General features: G+C 59.0%; 14 protein-coding genes, 2 tRNA genes and 1 pseudogene. 13 read left to right on the top strand and 4 right to left on the bottom strand.

Going from position 1 to position 15160, the window contains the following annotated elements:
- Nucleotides 1-9 precede the first annotated feature (9 nt).
- Nucleotides 10-1047 carry an NADP(H)-dependent aldo-keto reductase gene (locus tag ACO05M_RS05360; protein ID WP_421868652.1) on the top strand — a complete coding sequence of 346 codons (1038 nt, stop codon included), beginning with the start codon at nt 10-12 and terminating at the stop codon, nt 1045-1047.
- A 26-nt stretch (nt 1048-1073) separates the two neighbouring features.
- On the opposite strand, the gene ACO05M_RS05365 is transcribed toward ACO05M_RS05360, so the two are convergent.
- Nucleotides 1074-1730: an HAD family hydrolase gene (locus ACO05M_RS05365; RefSeq protein ID WP_421868654.1), complete on the bottom strand. Its 657-nt coding sequence runs from the start codon at nt 1728-1730 to the stop codon at nt 1074-1076.
- A gap of 255 nt (nt 1731-1985) precedes the next feature.
- On the opposite strand from ACO05M_RS05365, the pseudogene rppH reads away from it, so the two are divergent.
- Nucleotides 1986-2468: pseudogene (gene rppH, locus ACO05M_RS05370) on the top strand (RNA pyrophosphohydrolase); the annotation flags it as partial.
- A gap of 87 nt (nt 2469-2555) precedes the next feature.
- Nucleotides 2556-4832 (top strand): phosphoenolpyruvate--protein phosphotransferase, encoded by a 2277-nt coding sequence (gene ptsP / locus ACO05M_RS05375; RefSeq protein ID WP_421868656.1) that lies wholly within the window; start codon nt 2556-2558, stop codon nt 4830-4832.
- A gap of 31 nt (nt 4833-4863) precedes the next feature.
- Here ptsP and ACO05M_RS05380 read toward each other — a convergent pair whose 3' ends face one another.
- Nucleotides 4864-6672 carry an ATP-binding protein gene (locus ACO05M_RS05380; RefSeq protein WP_421868658.1) on the bottom strand — a complete coding sequence of 603 codons (1809 nt, stop codon included), beginning with the start codon at nt 6670-6672 and terminating at the stop codon, nt 4864-4866.
- A 50-nt stretch (nt 6673-6722) separates the two neighbouring features.
- Nucleotides 6723-7481 carry an NRDE family protein gene (locus tag ACO05M_RS05385; RefSeq protein ID WP_421868659.1) on the bottom strand — a complete coding sequence of 253 codons (759 nt, stop codon included), beginning with the start codon at nt 7479-7481 and terminating at the stop codon, nt 6723-6725.
- 108 nt (nt 7482-7589) lie between these two features.
- On the opposite strand from ACO05M_RS05385, the gene ACO05M_RS05390 reads away from it, so the two are divergent.
- From ACO05M_RS05390 to ACO05M_RS05405, 4 genes are read left to right on the top strand one after another with little or no spacing between them, the layout of a single operon-like run.
- The gene (locus ACO05M_RS05390) at nt 7590-8390 is read left to right on the top strand and encodes a sulfite exporter TauE/SafE family protein (protein WP_421868661.1); all 801 of its coding nucleotides are present in this window, start codon (nt 7590-7592) and stop codon (nt 8388-8390) included.
- Between the two features lie 25 nt (nt 8391-8415).
- Complete coding sequence (lgt, locus tag ACO05M_RS05395; RefSeq protein ID WP_421868663.1) at nt 8416-9213, top strand: prolipoprotein diacylglyceryl transferase; 798 nt, start codon at nt 8416-8418, stop codon at nt 9211-9213.
- Between the two features lie 29 nt (nt 9214-9242).
- The gene (locus ACO05M_RS05400; protein WP_421868665.1) at nt 9243-10094 is read left to right on the top strand and encodes a thymidylate synthase; all 852 of its coding nucleotides are present in this window, start codon (nt 9243-9245) and stop codon (nt 10092-10094) included.
- A gap of 12 nt (nt 10095-10106) precedes the next feature.
- On the top strand, nt 10107-11075 hold the full coding sequence (locus ACO05M_RS05405; RefSeq protein ID WP_421868667.1) for a DMT family transporter: 969 nt from the start codon (nt 10107-10109) through the stop codon (nt 11073-11075).
- 30 nt (nt 11076-11105) lie between these two features.
- Here the strand turns inward: ACO05M_RS05405 and ACO05M_RS05410 are convergent, their stop codons facing one another.
- Entirely contained in the window at nt 11106-11750 is a 645-nt protein-coding gene (locus ACO05M_RS05410; RefSeq protein WP_421868669.1) for a YiiX/YebB-like N1pC/P60 family cysteine hydrolase, read from the bottom strand.
- Between the two features lie 194 nt (nt 11751-11944).
- On the opposite strand from ACO05M_RS05410, the gene ACO05M_RS05415 reads away from it, so the two are divergent.
- The 6 genes from ACO05M_RS05415 to ACO05M_RS05440 all read left to right on the top strand — a co-directional run bounded on the left by ACO05M_RS05415 (nt 11945) and on the right by ACO05M_RS05440 (nt 15136).
- The gene (locus ACO05M_RS05415; protein WP_421868671.1) at nt 11945-12451 is read left to right on the top strand and encodes a dihydrofolate reductase; all 507 of its coding nucleotides are present in this window, start codon (nt 11945-11947) and stop codon (nt 12449-12451) included.
- 1 nt (nt 12452) lies between these two features.
- Nucleotides 12453-13433, top strand: coding sequence for a bifunctional biotin--[acetyl-CoA-carboxylase] ligase/biotin operon repressor BirA (gene birA, locus ACO05M_RS05420; RefSeq protein ID WP_421868673.1), 981 nt, complete (start codon nt 12453-12455; stop codon nt 13431-13433).
- Entirely contained in the window at nt 13423-14178 is a 756-nt protein-coding gene (locus ACO05M_RS05425) for a type III pantothenate kinase (protein WP_421868675.1), read from the top strand. The genes birA and ACO05M_RS05425 overlap by 11 nt, the downstream gene beginning before the upstream one ends.
- Nucleotides 14178-14891 (top strand): hypothetical protein, encoded by a 714-nt coding sequence (locus tag ACO05M_RS05430; protein ID WP_421868677.1) that lies wholly within the window; start codon nt 14178-14180, stop codon nt 14889-14891. The genes ACO05M_RS05425 and ACO05M_RS05430 overlap by 1 nt, the downstream gene beginning before the upstream one ends.
- A 29-nt stretch (nt 14892-14920) precedes the next feature.
- Nucleotides 14921-14996 (top strand) — tRNA-Thr (locus ACO05M_RS05435).
- Between the two features lie 56 nt (nt 14997-15052).
- Nucleotides 15053-15136 (top strand) — tRNA-Tyr (locus ACO05M_RS05440).
- Nucleotides 15137-15160 lie beyond the last annotated feature (24 nt).

Below are 15160 nucleotides of genomic sequence, written 5' to 3' on the forward strand. Positions count from 1 at the left end.
GGATAGGCGATGCAATACCAGACGTTGGGTCGGAGTGATCTGAAGGTTAGTCGGATCTGCCTGGGTACCATGACCTGGGGCGAGCAAAACAGCGAAGCCGAGGCGTTCGAACAGCTGGATCTGGCGCTGGATCGCGGGGTTAATTTCTTTGATACCGCCGAGCTCTATCCGATTCCGCCGAAGGCAGCGACCCAGGGCGAGACCGAGCGGATAATCGGTCGCTGGCTAAAAGCCCGGAGTAATCGCGATCGTTGCGTGCTGGCGTCTAAGGTTGCCGGTCCCGGTGACTTTGTCCGTTATATCCGGCCGAACCTGAGTCTGAGTCGGGATCATATTCGGCAGGCGATTCAGGGCAGTCTGACGCGGCTCGGAGTCGACTACCTGGATCTGTATCAGTTGCACTGGCCGGACCGGGCCACCAATTTCTTCGGCCAACTGGGCTATACCCATCAGCCGGAGAAGGACGGGGCACCGTTGCTGGAATCGCTGCAGGCGCTGGCTGAACTGATCGATGAAGGGCTGGTTCGACAGATCGGTGTCTCCAACGAAACGCCCTGGGGGGTGATGCGGCTGCAGGAGCTGGCCCGCACTGAAAAACTGCCGATGACGGTAACGGTGCAGAATCCCTACAACCTATTAAATCGCAGCACCGAGGTCGGGCTGGCCGAGGTGCTGCAGCGTGAACAGATCGACTTGTTGCCCTATTCGCCGTTGGGGTTTGGGGTGCTGAGTGGCAAGTACCTGGATGGAGGTTTGCCGAAAGGATCTCGGCTGCAGCTATACCCCAATTACCGGCGCTATGTCACCGAGCGGGGCGTTGAAGCGACCCGGGCCTATGTCGAACTGGCCCGTGAGTACGGGCAGACGCCGAGTCAGATGGCGTTGGCGTTTGTGAACAGTCGGCCCTTTGTCGGTAGCACCATTATCGGTGCTACGACGATGGAACAGCTTCGCAGCAATATCGACAGTATCGATCTGCATCTGGGCGAAGAGCAGCTCAAGGCGATCGAAGCGATTCATGCCCGCTATCCGATACCCTGTCCCTGAATTTTTGAAATCTCTTGTCCGCTGATCTAGTTACGTAGACTGATCAGCTGCCAGCCCTTGGCCTTGGCGTGTTCGGTCAAGGCTTCGTCAGCGTCGACGGCGATCGGGTGGTCGACCAGTTCCAGCAACGGGATGTCGTTGCGGGAGTCGGAGTAGAAATAGCTGTCGGTAAGCTCGTGATCCCGCTCGGCCAGCCACTGATTCAAGCGCTCGACCTTACCGTCCTGGAAGCAGGGCGTGCCGACCAGTTCGCCGGTATAGCGACCGTCGATCACCTCCGGTTCGGTGGCCAGCATGTCATCGACGCCGAGCAGTTCGGCAATCGGACCGGTGACGAAACGGTTGGTGGCGGTGATGATCAGCAGGAAGTCGCCGGCATCGCGATGCTTTTGCAGCAGTGCTTTGGCCTGATCCAGCATGATCGGGGCGATCTTCTGCTGCATAAATTGATCGTGCAGCTGTGCCAGCTGTTCGGCGGACCAGCGGGTCAGCGGCTCCAGTGCAAAAGCCTGGTAAGCGTAGATGTCCAGTTGGCCGCGCTGGTAATCCAGATAGAAGCGGTCGTTGGCTTCTTTATACTGCTCGGCATCGACCAACCCTTGTTCCACCAGAAATTCGCCCCAGGCGTGATCGCTGTCGCCGGCAATCAGGGTGTTATCCAGATCAAAAATCGCCAGTGCCACGGCAGCCTCCGTTATTTTCGGGTAGATGGAAGATCAAGGGGGCTCAAGCATAGAGCTTCCCGCGCGGGCTGACAATGATCCTGTGCCGGCAACTGGTCAAACCAGTTATGAATTGGTGATCGCGCTGAAGTATGGAACAATAGCCGGAGGTTGCCGAAATTCTCCCGCGTTTTTCTGCACCCGCAGGAATCTGTCATTATGCCCGCTGAACTCGGGAAAACAGGTTGCCTACGATAACTAGAATAATGGTGTTGCGTGATCGACTCTGACGGCTTTCGTCCCAATGTCGGGATAATCCTTGCAAACGATACCGGCCAGGTGCTCTGGGCCCGCCGGATTGGTCAGGATGCCTGGCAGTTTCCCCAGGGGGGGATCAACGACAACGAGAGCCCGGAACAGGCGATGTATCGGGAGCTCAAGGAGGAGGTGGGGTTGAACCCCAAGGATGTCCAGATTGTTGGCTGTACCCGTGGATGGCTGCGTTATCGGCTGCCCAAGCGAATGATTCGCTACCACTCCAAGCCTTTGTGCATCGGCCAGAAGCAGAAGTGGTTTCTGCTGCGTTTGACGGCCGACGATTCGGCGGTCAGCTTTGAGCATTCCGGTAAACCCGAATTCGACGGCTGGCGCTGGGTCAGTTACTGGTACCCCCTGGGACAGGTGATCTCGTTCAAGCGGGAGGTCTACCGCAGCGCTCTGAAAGAGCTGGTGGATCGTCATGTTCGGCTGGTGCGTCAGCCCGATAGTTTTACCCCGCAACCGCGTCGTCAGAAGCGGTCGTCGTCGCGCTCGCGACGTTCGTCACGCTCGAGTAGGTGACCGCCGATGCTGGATGTATTGCGCAAGATAGTTCAGGAAGTGAATGCCGCCGATGATCTGGAGGCGGCGCTGAAACTGATCGTCAAACGGGTGCAGCGCTCAATGCGCACCCAGGTCTGTTCGGTCTATCTGCTCGATCCCGGCACCCAAGAATACGTGTTGATGGCCACCGAAGGCCTCAATCAGGAGGCGGTTGGCAATATCCGTCTGGCACCGGCCGAGGGCGTGGTCGGTAAGGTGGCGTCCCGGGCCGAACCGATCAATCTGGAAAACGTCGCCAATCACCCTTCCTATCGCTATATGACCGGCTCCGGTGAAGAGAATTTTCACTCTTTTCTGGGGGCGCCCATCATCCATCAGCGTAAGGTGCTGGGGGTGTTGGTGGTGCAGCAGAAAAAACAGCGTCGCTTTGATGAGAGTGAAGAAGCCTTTCTGATCACCATGTCGGCGCAGCTGGCCGGGGTTATTGCCCATGCCGAAGTCACCGGAGCGATCTCGGTCAACCATGGTGGCGATGTGATGCGCAGAGACGCGCGCTTCGATGGGGTTTCCGGAGCCCAGGGCGTCGGGCTGGGTGTGGCGATGGTGGTGTCCCCGCCGGCCGATCTGGATGCGGTGCCGGATCAGCGGATCGAGGATATCGATGCCGAGCTGGAACGTTTTCGCAGTGCCCTGACCCGGGTCCGCCATGATATCAAGGTGGTGGGTCGCTCGCTGGCACGGCGGCTTAAGGGCGAGGAGCAGGCGCTGTTTGATGTTTATCTTCGCATGCTCGACGACAACGCCCTGGCCGGTGAAATTGAACAACAGATTCGACAGGGCCAATGGGCTCCGGGTGCGTTGCGCCGGGTGGTGCATGAGCATGTCCATCAGTTTGAAATGATGGACGATGCCTACCTGCGCGAGCGGGCCACCGACATCCGCGATCTCGGGCGTCGGGTGCTGGCCTGTCTGCAGGAGGGCGGCGCCATCAGCTGTCCGATCTACCCTGACAACATGGTGTTGGTGGCCGAAGAGGTGACCCCGGCAATGCTCGGCGAGGTGCCGACCGACAAACTGGTCGGTCTGGTGTCGGTCAACGGCTCGGGTAACTCGCACGCGGCGATCCTGGCCCGTTCGATGGGTATTCCCACGGTGATGGGGGTGGTGGACCTGCCGGCAACCCGGGTGCATAAACGCGAAATTATTATCGACGGCTACTCCGGCCGGGTATTCGTCGATCCCTCCGATGAACTGACCGGTTATTACGCCGATATCATGCAGGAGGAGCAGGAACTCAGCCGGGGCCTGGAGCAGTTGCGTGATCTGCCGGCCCAGACTCAGGACGGCCATCAAATACCGCTGTGGGTCAATACCGGGCTGATCACCGATGTGTCGTTGGCGCTGCAACGCGGTGCCGAAGGTGTGGGGCTGTATCGCTCCGAAGTGCCGTTCATGATCAAAGAGTTCTTCCCCAGTGAAGCGGAACAGATCGAGAGTTATCGGCGTCAACTGGAGCCTTTCGCGCCCTGTCCGGTGACGATGCGCACGCTGGATATCGGTGGCGATAAGTCGTTGTCCTATTTCCCGATCGAGGAGGACAATCCGTCGCTGGGCTGGCGTGGAATCCGGGTCACACTGGATCATCCGGAGATATTCCTGGTGCAGGTCCGGGCGATGCTGCTGGCCAGTGAGGGTCTGGATAACCTGCGTATCCTGTTGCCGATGGTCGCCAGTGTGGTCGAGGTGGATGAAGCGGTGGCGCTGATCAATCAAGCCTTCGAGGAGTTGATCGACGATGGCTACCAGCTGATTCAACCCGAGATCGGCGTGATGGTGGAAGTGCCGGCAGCGGTCTATCAGGTGCGCCATTTCGCCAAGCGGGTCGACTTCCTGTCGGTCGGCAGTAACGATCTAACCCAGTACCTGCTGGCGGTCGATCGCAATAACCCCCGTGTCGCCGAGCTCTACGACAGTTACCATCCGGCGGTTCTGACGGCGTTGAAGCAGATCGTCGATGAGGCCCATCGCGAACAGGTACAGGTCAGCATCTGTGGTGAACTGGCCGGTGAGCCGATCGGCGCGCTGTTGTTGATGGCGATGGGTTATGACGTGCTGTCGATGAGTTCGACCAGCTTGCCGAAGGTCAAATCAGCCATTCGGGGTGTCAGCATGGAGCAGGCCAAGGACTTCCTGGAAACGGCGCTCTCCTTCGATGAGCCTGAATCGGTTCGGCAAGCGCTGGAGCAGATGCTGACGGATGCCGGTCTCGGGCATCTGGACCGCCCCCATGCGCCGAAATAGCTCCCTTCCTCGGCCTGGCGTCCACCCCGTATCAAGCGTTATCGTTCTGTGCTTTGAGGCTTTTGCCCAGCTCTTGGGCCTGGGGGGCTTCGTGCTGTTCGATCGGCAGCCGCAGGCTGAAGGTGGTGCCTTCACCGGGGGTACTGTCGACCAGTATCTTGCCGTTATGGGCCTTCACGATGCTGTACGACAGGGCCAGCCCCAGGCCGGTGCCCTCGCCGACCGCCTTGGTGGTAAAGAAGGGCTCAAAGATATTCTTGAGGTTCTTCGGCTCGATCCCTTTGCCGTTATCGCTGATCTCGATCCGTACATGGTCATCACCTTCGGGTAAGGTTCGCACGGTGATGGTGCCTTGTTCGGGGATGGCGTGGGCGGCGTTGACCAGCAGATTCAGGAACACCTGATTGAGCTGCGACGGCAGACAGTCGATGGTCGGGATATCCTGATACTCGCGAATCACCTCAGCTTTGTGTTTGATCTCGTTGTTGGCCACCTTCAGGGTACTGTCTAGCCCTTCGCGAAGATCGCTGCGTTCCCACTCCTGCTGACCGGTATGGGAGAAATCCCTGAGCCCCTGGACGATCTGCTTGACCCGGTCCGCGCCATCAAGGGACTGCTGGATCAGCACCGGGATATCGTCGCGAATAAATGCGAAGTCGAGCTCCTCCAGCAGGGTTTGGTTGTCCGCCTGGCGAGCGTCGTCGATCAGCCGCTGTTGCTGTTCGATCAGCTTCAGCAGGTCGGTGCAGTACTCCTGCATCGCCACGATATTGGCGATGATGTAGGTCATCGGATTGTTGATTTCGTGGGCGACCCCGGCCGCCAGCTGGCCGATCGAGGCCATCTTCTCCGATTCGATCAGCTGTATCTGGGTTTGTTTGAGTTGTTCGTACAGCTCTTCGAGCTGCTGCTTGTCCTCTTTGAGCTGGCTGTTGGCCTGCACCAGTCGCTGGGTGCGCTCTTCGACCCGTTGTTCCAGCTCGGTGTTGATCTGCTGCAACTCGCCGCGGGCGTCACCGAGGTCTCGCCCCATCTGACTCAGGCCGATGGCGGATTGATCGATCTCTTCAATGTCGATCTGCGGTCGTTCCGGTTCATAGTGTCCGGAACCGATATGGCTGATCATCTGGTTCAGACGATTGAGTGGGTCGGTCAGCCGTTCGCTCAAGGTTCGTGACTTGCGGTGGGTGATCACCAATACCAGCAGGCAGACCAGGCTCAACACCGCGATCGACATCATCAGGATGGAGCTGATCCCGTCGCTGCCCTCCTGCAACAGGTGCGCCGGTGTCGACGAGGATGACAGCGTCAGCAGCTGCCAGCCGGTAACCGGTATCGGTGTCCAGGTCAGCAGTTGGATCTTCTCCTTGTCGAGGCTGGCATAGCCCTCGGGTTTACGATCGATTTCGCCCAGGTGGGCCAGGAAGGGGTTCTCGGTACTCTTGAGAATTCGCAGGCTGTCGGTACGGTAGATGTTGCCTTCGCTCTCGATATAGAGCTGATAATGCTTGTTGTTGCTCAGTTGAAAGACGTTGCGTTGCTTGAGGCGCTCCAGCAGCTCGGAGATGGCGATCGGGTTATAGGCCTGCTTGAGTTGCGACGGCAGTAACTGGTCGAGCGCTTCGTTGATCTCTTTAGCCTGGATTCGGCTGAGTGACAGCTGGTGGAAAGCGGCTTGTTGCTCCAGCGCCTGGGTATAGCGACTGCTGAGCTGGTCGGTGGCGCCGAAGTAGGCCAGTAGAAACAGGATCTCGACGAACACCAGCGGGATCAGCGTCGAACCCACGTAGGAGCGCCAGAGTAGCTTCTGGATGGGAAGGCGCTTCGGGGTCGGTTCCATCGTACTTGCGGTCCTGCGGGCTAACGGTCGAAAGAGCCAGTATAGATGACTCAGGCGGTTGAAAAACAGTGGCTTTGAGGTTTTTGCCAGTCCGGCAGATAGCTCTGTTCGACCACCTCGGTATGGCCGTCATAGCGCTGCAGCAACACCAGACTGGAGCGGGTGCCGTAGTCGCTGCTGTGGATAAAGCGCGGTCCCAGCAGGCGCTCCCATTCGATCCCGACACCGGTATCGGGGAGTTGATCGTCGGCAGGAAGCTGGTTGTGCTGCAGCAGTTTCAGCAGGTTGCCCACGCTCAGTTCGCCCTGCTCGATCAGGTTGCTCAACTCTTCTCTGGCCTCACGAACCTTGGGCCAGGGGGTGTCCAGGCTGGCATTGCTGAGGCCGTAGACGCCGGCCTCCAGCTCCCGAGGGGGCTGGTTGTTGCGATTGGAGCCGTAATAAAGCCCCTGTCGATCGGCCAGCAGCAGATTGTAACCGTCATAGGCATCCGGTTCGGTTTGTTGCAGGTAGTCCCGCGGTGTCTGGTCACCGAGCAGGAAATCGAGGGTTAATTGGCCTCGCGATCGAAGCCCGACGGGCGGTCGCCGACGTCCCTGGCGGACGTTGGTAACGGCGGCGAAACGGCCCTGACGGGTGATGCCGAGCCAGGTGCCGCCAAGCTGTAGGTCCTGTCCGGCCAGCAAGTCGGGGGCTTCGGGCCAGAAGCACAGCCGTCGGGTCGGACGTTGATAAAACTCATCCCGGTTCGCCGCCACTATCAGGCGGTAGTGGGGATCGGTGTTGTAGGCAAATAGAATCAGGCACATACCGCACAGGCTTCCGTCGATAAACTCCGGGTTGACCCGAGATGAAATTGATCGATTGTTTAGGCGATAATAGCCAGCTTCCAAAACCAGCTCAATTTAGGCCTTCTCTTGCTGCTGTTAACGTATCTACTTCTCGGTGCCTGCGCCGGTTTGATCGCCGGACTGTTCGGTATTGGTGGCGGTCTGATTATTGTGCCGGTGCTGGTATTCAGTTTTGAGCTGCAGGGAATGTCGGCGCAGGTGCTGACCCATACCGCGGTGGGGACTTCGCTGGCCACCATCGTGGTGACCTCAATCAGCTCGGTCCGGGCACATCATGCCAAACAGGGAGTGCGCTGGGATCTGTTTAAGCCGTTGGCACTGGGAATTGTGGTCGGTGCGGTGCTGGGTGTGAAAACCGCAGGTCAACTGAGTGGACCGCTGTTGCAGCTGATTATCGGCTGCTTCGCGCTGTTGATTGCGGCGCAGATGGGGCTGGGATTGAAGCCAAAACCCCATCGGCAGGTGCCGGGAGGCGCCGGTTTGGGGGCCGTGGGAGCGGGTATCGGTTACGGTTCGGCGATCTTTGGGATCGGCGGTGGCTCCATGACCACGCCGTACCTGAGCTGGTGTAACGTTCGGATCCAGCAGGCAATCGGTACCTCGGCGGCCTGCGGCTTGCCGATAGCGGTGACCGGAGCGCTGGTCAATATCGAAGAGGGCTGGGGTAATCCGGCGCTGATGCCCTGGAGTCTGGGCTATATCTATCTGCCCGCGTTTATCGGTATCGTGCTGACCAGTGCGATCTGTGCCCGTTACGGTGCCAGGTTGGCGCACAGTCTGCCTGAGCGGGCACTGAAACGGGCTTTTGCGGTGCTGCTGTTGCTGGTCGGTAGTCGCTTCTTGATGACCGGCTTTTCGGCGCTTTAACTTTGACTGACTTGGAGTCTGAGGTTTGTTGACTTTTCCCCAGATCGACCCGGTGGCGTTGCAGCTCGGGCCGTTGAAGATTCACTGGTACGGGCTGATGTATCTGGGCGGCTTTGCTGCCGCCTGGTGGTTGGCCAATCGGCGGGCCAAGCGTCCGGACTCGGGTTGGACCCCGGCCCAGGTCTCCGACCTGATCTTCTACTGTGCCCTGGGGGTGGTACTGGGTGGCCGCTTCGGTTACGTGCTGTTTTATAACCTGGATCGCTTCCTGGCCGAGCCGCTGTGGCTGTTCGCGGTCTGGGAGGGGGGCATGGCGTTCCATGGCGGCTTGTTGGGTGTGATGGCGGCGATCTGGTGGTTTGGGCGCAAGTACCACAAGGGCTTCTTTCAGGTTGGCGACTTTGTCGCGCCGTTGGTGCCGATCGGGCTGGGCCTGGGGCGGCTGGGTAACTTTATCGGTGGCGAACTTTGGGGCCGGGCCACTGATCTGCCCTGGGGAATGGTCTTCCCCCGGGCCGATGAGTTGGCACGGCATCCGTCGCAGCTGTATCAATTTGCCCTCGAGGGTGTGACCCTGTTTTGTCTGCTGTGGTGGTTCTCGTCCCGGCCACGGCCGGCCATGGCGGTCTCCGGGCTGTTTCTGATCGGCTATGGCAGTTTCCGTTTCCTGGTCGAGTTTGCCCGCGAGCCCGATGCGCATCTGGGCTTCATCGCGTTCGACTGGTTGACGATGGGGCAGCTGCTGTCGCTGCCGATGGTGCTGGCGGGCGTGTTGTTGATGGTGCTGGCGTATCGTACAGGGACAGCCTCGGCAGCTAGATAGCCAGGGGCGCAGGTAAAGGAAGGTAAAACATGAAGCAGTATCTGGATCTGTGTCAGCGGTTGATTGAGCAGGGTGAGTGGGTTGAAAACAAGCGCACCGGCAAGCGCTGTCTGACTCTGATCAACGCTGACCTGGAATACGATGTGGCCGGCAATCAGTTCCCGTTGATCACCACCCGTAAGAGTTACTGGAAGGCGGCGATCGCTGAGCTGCTGGGCTATATCCGCGGACTCGATAACGCCGCCGACTTCAAGGCGCTTGGAACACCGACCTGGCTGGCCAATGCCAATGAGAATGAGGCCTGGCTGAATAACCCGCATCGTCGCGGTGTCAACGACATGGGGCGGGTCTACGGGGTCCAGGGACGGGGCTGGCGTAAGCCCGATGGCGGCAGTGTCGATCAGTTGCGAAAGATCGTCGACAACCTCAGTGCCGGTATCGATGATCGCGGCGAAATCCTGTCATTTTACAATCCCGGTGAGTTCCACATGGGCTGCCTGCGTCCGTGCATGCATACCCATACCTTCTCGTTGCTGGGCGACAAGCTGTATCTGACCTCGTACCAGCGCTCTTGTGATGTGCCGCTGGGGCTGAATTTCAACCAGGTGCAGGTGTTTACGCTGCTGGCGTTGGTGGCGCAGATCACCGGCCACAAGCCGGGTCGGGCCTACCACAAGATCGTCAACGCCCATATTTACGAGGATCAGCTTGAGCTGATGCGGGACGTGCAGTTGAAGCGTGAGCCTTTCGACTCGCCGCAGTTACGGATCAATCCCGATATCAAGACCCTCGAAGATCTGGAGACCTGGGTCACGCTGGACGACTTTGAGGTCGAGGGCTATCAGCACCATGATGCGATCGCTTATCCCTTTTCGGTCTGAGGGTAGGTTGGCATGACATTATCGGCGCGACTGGCATTCTGGCTACTGGTGCTGGTCTGCTTTATCTGGGGTGTGGGGTTTGTGGTGGTCGATCAGGCGATCAACCACCTGTCGACCCTGACGCTGAATTCGGTTCGCTTCGCGCTGGCGGCGCTCTGTCTGTTGCCGCTGCATCTGCTGTTGGGAAAACGTGAAGCAGAGGAGCCGGTTCCCTTGATGACGCTGCTGCTGGTGTCGTTGGGGCTAGGTTTCCTGCTGTTTCTTGGTTTCTATACCCAGACCGAAGGGATGCGCTATACCACGGTCTCTAATGCTGGGTTTATCACCGGACTCTGTGTGCCGCTGACCCCGGTGCTGGGCTGGCTGCTGTTTCGTAGCCGGGCCGGCTGGTCGGTCTGGGTCGGGGCTGCGGCTTCGACGCTGGGGCTGTATTGGCTGACTTCCGGTGGTGAGTTGAGTTTCAATCGGGGCGACCTCTGGGTGCTGTGTTGCGCCTTCAGCTTCGCGCTGCATATCGTGATGACCGGGCATTTCGCCGGGCGTCTGCCGGTTATTGCGCTTAGCGCCCTGCAGATGGCGGCGGTGGCGCTCTACAGCGCGGTGGCTTCCTGGTGGCTGGATCCGCCCGAGCAGCAGCTGTTATTCCAGTTTGGGGTGTTGCTGGAGCTACTGCTGAGCTGGGAGATGCTGTTTGTGTTGGTGTGGCTGTCGTTGCTATCCAGTGCATTCGCGTACTGGGTTCAGACCAGCAGTCAGAGTGTGCTGCCGGCGCCCAAGGTCGCGCTGATCTTTGCGTTGGAGCCGGTGTTCGCCCATGCCGCGGCTGCGTTGGTGTTGGACGAGCGGCTATTGTGGCAGGGCTGGCTGGGTGCTGGTCTGATCATCGCCGGCATGCTGATTGCTGAGTTGGGTGAGTCGCGTCAGAAGCCCAAACTGCACCCGGCGGATCAGATGGCGGCGCCGCAGCCGGAGTCTGACTAGGGCGCCATTAACGTCTGAGGGTTAGGTGTGTTAAGCCGTCGCTGCCACGACCATCGATTCCAGCGCGATGTTGTGGCTAAACAGGGTCTGTAACTGCGGGTCCTGCAGCTGGCTGGCCGGCGTCAGGGTCCGTCGCTGCCAGGGGATGAAACCCAAATACCAGCAGCGCCAGAAGCCGACGCAGGCCTGCGGGTTCTGTTCCAGAAGCTGCTCCAGGGTCTGGACCTTGCCCAGCTCGACGCCCAGTGCTTCCCGATAGACCTGATAGACGAACTTGGAGCAATACTGGCGCTTGGAGTCGAAATCAAAGCCCAGGTGATACCACTGACCCATGCGTTTGGCTGCGGCCTGTTTCAAAGACTGGACCTGTGAGCTAGACAACGGAGCAGGTAGGCGGCGCACCGCCACCTCGCCGTTGCAGCTTCGTGCGATAAAGTCCCGCAGCGGTGTTTTGCTGACCCGCGGCACCTTGCTCTCAAGCACATACCAGCGCCCCTGTTCCTCGATGGCAAAGCCGACGTGGGAGCACCAGCTGCCGGTTCCCCTGGCGACCTGCTTATACAGAAACGCATCGATCGAGATAAACAGGATGTCGCCAGCCTGAAGCTGTTGCTCCAGTTGTCGGGTCAGCTGATCCAGGTCGAGGTTGCTGGCGTGTTGGTGGGTAGTTTTCATCGTGGTGGCTCCATCAGTAACGTTGATGAGGCGAGTATTGCGCGGCTATCTCAATAGACCCAGTTTAGCTGTCAAGGTTGCTTGTGGTGATACCTGGAGTGGCATCGGTCGCTCAGGGTGAGAATTGCCAGGGTCGGCGGCTGCACATACACTGGGCTCCTTTAGAGTTCCGCTAGCCCTGTTCTGGAGTTTGTATGCAACTGGCCCTGATCGTCGCTCAATCTGATAACCGTGTCATCGGACGGAATAACGCCCTGCCTTGGCATCTGCCGGAGGACCTGAAGTATTTCAAGTCGGTGACCATGGGCAAGGTGATCATCATGGGGCGCAAGACCTATGAGTCGATCGGTCGGCCCCTGCCGGGACGGACCAATCTGGTGGTCAGTCGTGATCCCGAGTATCGGGCGGACGGTATCAGTGTGGTGAACTCGCTGGAGCAGGCGATTGAGCAGGCTGAGGCCGTGTCTGAGATCAATGGCGCGGATGAAGCGCTGATCATCGGCGGTGCCAACCTTTACGAGCAGGCGTTGCCGCAGGTGCAGCGGCTGTATCTGACCCAGGTGCATCATCAGGTTCATGGCGATGCGTTTTTCCCCGAGTTGACGATGGACCAGTGGCAAGAGCTGTCACGGCAGGACTTTGCGGCGGTCGAGCCGAATCCTTACGACTACAGCTTTATTGTGCTGGAACGGACCGCTTGAGATGGTGCTTGAGTCTTTACTGAGCATTCTGGCCGATGGGGAATTTCATTCCGGTGAATCGCTGGGGCAGCAGTTGGGCGTCAGTCGAGCCGCGGTGTGGAAGCAGCTGAAAAAGCTCGATGCGCTGGGGATCGATTGTCACTCGGTGAAAGGGCGGGGCTATCGGATACCCGGTGGGGTCAATCTGCTGCAGATCGAGCAATTGCGTCAGGGCTTGGCACCCCAGACCTTGCAGGGGCTGACCCAGATCGAGCTGGCTCTATCCATACCGTCGACCAACCGGTTGGCGATGGAGCAGGCCCAACTGCAAAACTGCCATGGGCGACTCTACCTGGCCGAGCAGCAGACTGCCGGTCGTGGGCGTCGTGGGCGCGATTGGGCAAGCCCGTTCGGGCGCAATCTGTATTTTTCCCTGAGCTGGTCTTTCAGCGGCGGCGCTGCGGCGTTGGAGGGGCTGAGTCTGGTGGTTGGTCTGGCGTTGCTGCAGGGGATGCAGGTGGAAGGCATTGATGGGGTCGAGTTGAAGTGGCCCAACGATCTGCTCTATCGCGGTAAGAAACTGGCTGGTGTGCTGCTGGAGATGAGCGGTGATGCGTCCGGGCTCTGCCAGGTGGTGGTGGGTGTCGGAATCAATATTGCCATGCCCCAGGCGGCCGCGCAGGCGATCGATCAGCCTTGGACCGATCTGGAAACGGTGGCGCAGCGATCCTTGGACCGGAACCGGATTCTAGCGGGTCTTCTCAATGCGTTGGTCCCGGCGATTCAGCAGTTTGAGCAACAGGGCTTTGCCCCCTTCCGAGAGCAATGGCAACAACATAACGCTCACCGTGATCGATGGGTTCGTCTGGCGACCGAGAGCTTTGCTATTGACGGCCGCTGCCTCGGGGTGAACGAATCCGGTGCGCTGTTGCTGCAGACCGAAAACGGGGAGCAGGCATTCCATGGGGGTGAGTTGAGTCTGCGGAGTTTGGATGATTCTTGATATCGATATCGGTAATACCCGGTTGAAGTGGCGCTGTGGTGAGCAGCGTGGGTTTGTGTCGACATCCGGGCTCGATGTGCAGGTGTTGGGGCAGACCTGGGGCGGGTTGGATACACCGGCTGCGGTACGGGTCGTCTCAGTGGCCTGTCACGAGGCTGAGGGGGTGCTGGCGCAATACTGTCAGCAGCAGTGGTGCTTGCCGCTCCGCAAAGCAGAAACCCGGGCAAGCCAGGCTGGTGTAACCAATAGTTATCAAGATCACACCACCATGGGGGCCGATCGCTGGTTGGTGATGTTGGCCGGCTTCCACCGACAGTCCGGCGGTTGCTGTGTGGTGGATTGCGGTAGTGCGGTGACGATCGACTACGTCGATGCGGATGGTCAGCATCTGGGTGGCTATATTGCACCGGGACTTCGACTGATGCGCAAAGGATTATTGGGCAATACTCGCCAGATCCATCTGCCGATGGAGTCTCCTGAGCGCTGGGATACCCGGCCGGGACGAAGCACTGCCGAGGCGGTCGGGCACGGCATTGAGTTGATGTTGGCCGGGCTGGCTGAGCGGGTGGTGCGTGATTGCGACAGGTTGCTGGGCGATCAGGCGGCGCTGCTGGTAACCGGGGGTGATGGGGCGGCGTTTATCGAATCAGCCGGACGTGGCGAGCTATGTCCGGACCTGGTGCTCGATGGGCTGGCCCTGGCGCTGCCGAACGTGGCAGCACTCGATAAGGGGGGGCACGATTGATGCGTTGGCTTTTTCTGATTCTGCTGCTGCTTAATGGTGTGCTTTACGGCTGGTTCTACCAGGAGCAGGAACGTCGTCGGATGTTGGCTGACAGGGCGGAGCAGGCGTTGCGGGGCGTTCCCGAACTGGATCTGTTGTCGGAGGTGCCCGCAACTGTGCTGAGGCATCGCGGGAGTGGGGAGTTACCGCTGGCCGAGAAATCCTTGCCATCGACCCAGTCGTCGGAATCGGCGCGCTTTTGCTACCGCTTCGGGCCTTTTGATCGAGCCGACGGTGAGGCGCTGCACTCCGCCAATAACGCGCCGGGACAATTGCAGCTGGAGCCGGTCCCGGGTACCAATCGACAGCAGCGTCATCAGGTGGTCGTGATGGCACCTCAAAACCCACAGCAGCGACAGCAGTTGTTGGACGCGATGCTGGTGGTTGGGTTGGATGCGCGATGGGTGGAAGATTCGCAACAAAAACTGTTGGTGGGGAGTTACCGCGAAAGCGTTCCTGCCGAGGCGTTATCGAAGGCTTTAGTCGAGCAGGGTTACGACGCAAAAGTGGAATCCGGGCTGCGTCAAAGCGAGCAATTTTTCCTGTTATTACAGAGTGATGATGATAATTTGACCAGCTCGAATTGGGTCAAATTACTGGTCAAAAAACACCCGCAAATAAAAAGTGAAAAAAAACTCTGTTTAGGGGTTGCAACGCCCCAGGCCCGTGAGTAATATTTGCGCCTCCTGACGCGACGCTGTTAGCCGGCATAGCTCAGTTGGTAGAGCAACTGACTTGTAATCAGTAGGTCCCGAGTTCGACTCTTGGTGCCGGCACCAACTGAACAGCGAAGTGTAAGGGCGAGTTTCGATCTCGTAAAGTCGAAATAAAATGTGGTGAGGTTCCCGAGTGGCCAAAGGGATCAGACTGTAAATCTGACGCGCAAGCTTCGGTGGTTCGAATCCACCCCTCACCACCATTATTCGACTTGGTAATATGCTTA

The organism is Motiliproteus sp. (genome assembly GCF_965230735.1).
Lineage (GTDB): Bacteria > Pseudomonadota > Gammaproteobacteria > Pseudomonadales > Balneatricaceae > Motiliproteus.

Excerpts from the sequence above, each read along its gene's own strand:
- ACO05M_RS05360 (WP_421868652.1), top strand. The coding sequence starts at position 10 with ATGCAATACCAGACGTTGGGTCGGAGTGATCTGAAGGTTAGTCGGATC.
- ptsP (WP_421868656.1), top strand. The coding sequence starts at position 2,556 with ATGCTGGATGTATTGCGCAAGATAGTTCAGGAAGTGAATGCCGCCGAT.
- ACO05M_RS05380 (WP_421868658.1), bottom strand. The coding sequence starts at position 6,672 with ATGGAACCGACCCCGAAGCGCCTTCCCATCCAGAAGCTACTCTGGCGC.
- ACO05M_RS05385 (WP_421868659.1), bottom strand. The coding sequence starts at position 7,481 with ATGTGCCTGATTCTATTTGCCTACAACACCGATCCCCACTACCGCCTG.
- ACO05M_RS05400 (WP_421868665.1), top strand. The coding sequence starts at position 9,243 with ATGAAGCAGTATCTGGATCTGTGTCAGCGGTTGATTGAGCAGGGTGAG.
- ACO05M_RS05405 (WP_421868667.1), top strand. The coding sequence starts at position 10,107 with ATGACATTATCGGCGCGACTGGCATTCTGGCTACTGGTGCTGGTCTGC.
- ACO05M_RS05410 (WP_421868669.1), bottom strand. The coding sequence starts at position 11,750 with ATGAAAACTACCCACCAACACGCCAGCAACCTCGACCTGGATCAGCTG.
- ACO05M_RS05415 (WP_421868671.1), top strand. The coding sequence starts at position 11,945 with ATGCAACTGGCCCTGATCGTCGCTCAATCTGATAACCGTGTCATCGGA.
- birA (WP_421868673.1), top strand. The coding sequence starts at position 12,453 with ATGGTGCTTGAGTCTTTACTGAGCATTCTGGCCGATGGGGAATTTCAT.
- ACO05M_RS05425 (WP_421868675.1), top strand. The coding sequence starts at position 13,423 with ATGATTCTTGATATCGATATCGGTAATACCCGGTTGAAGTGGCGCTGT.
- ACO05M_RS05430 (WP_421868677.1), top strand. The coding sequence starts at position 14,178 with ATGCGTTGGCTTTTTCTGATTCTGCTGCTGCTTAATGGTGTGCTTTAC.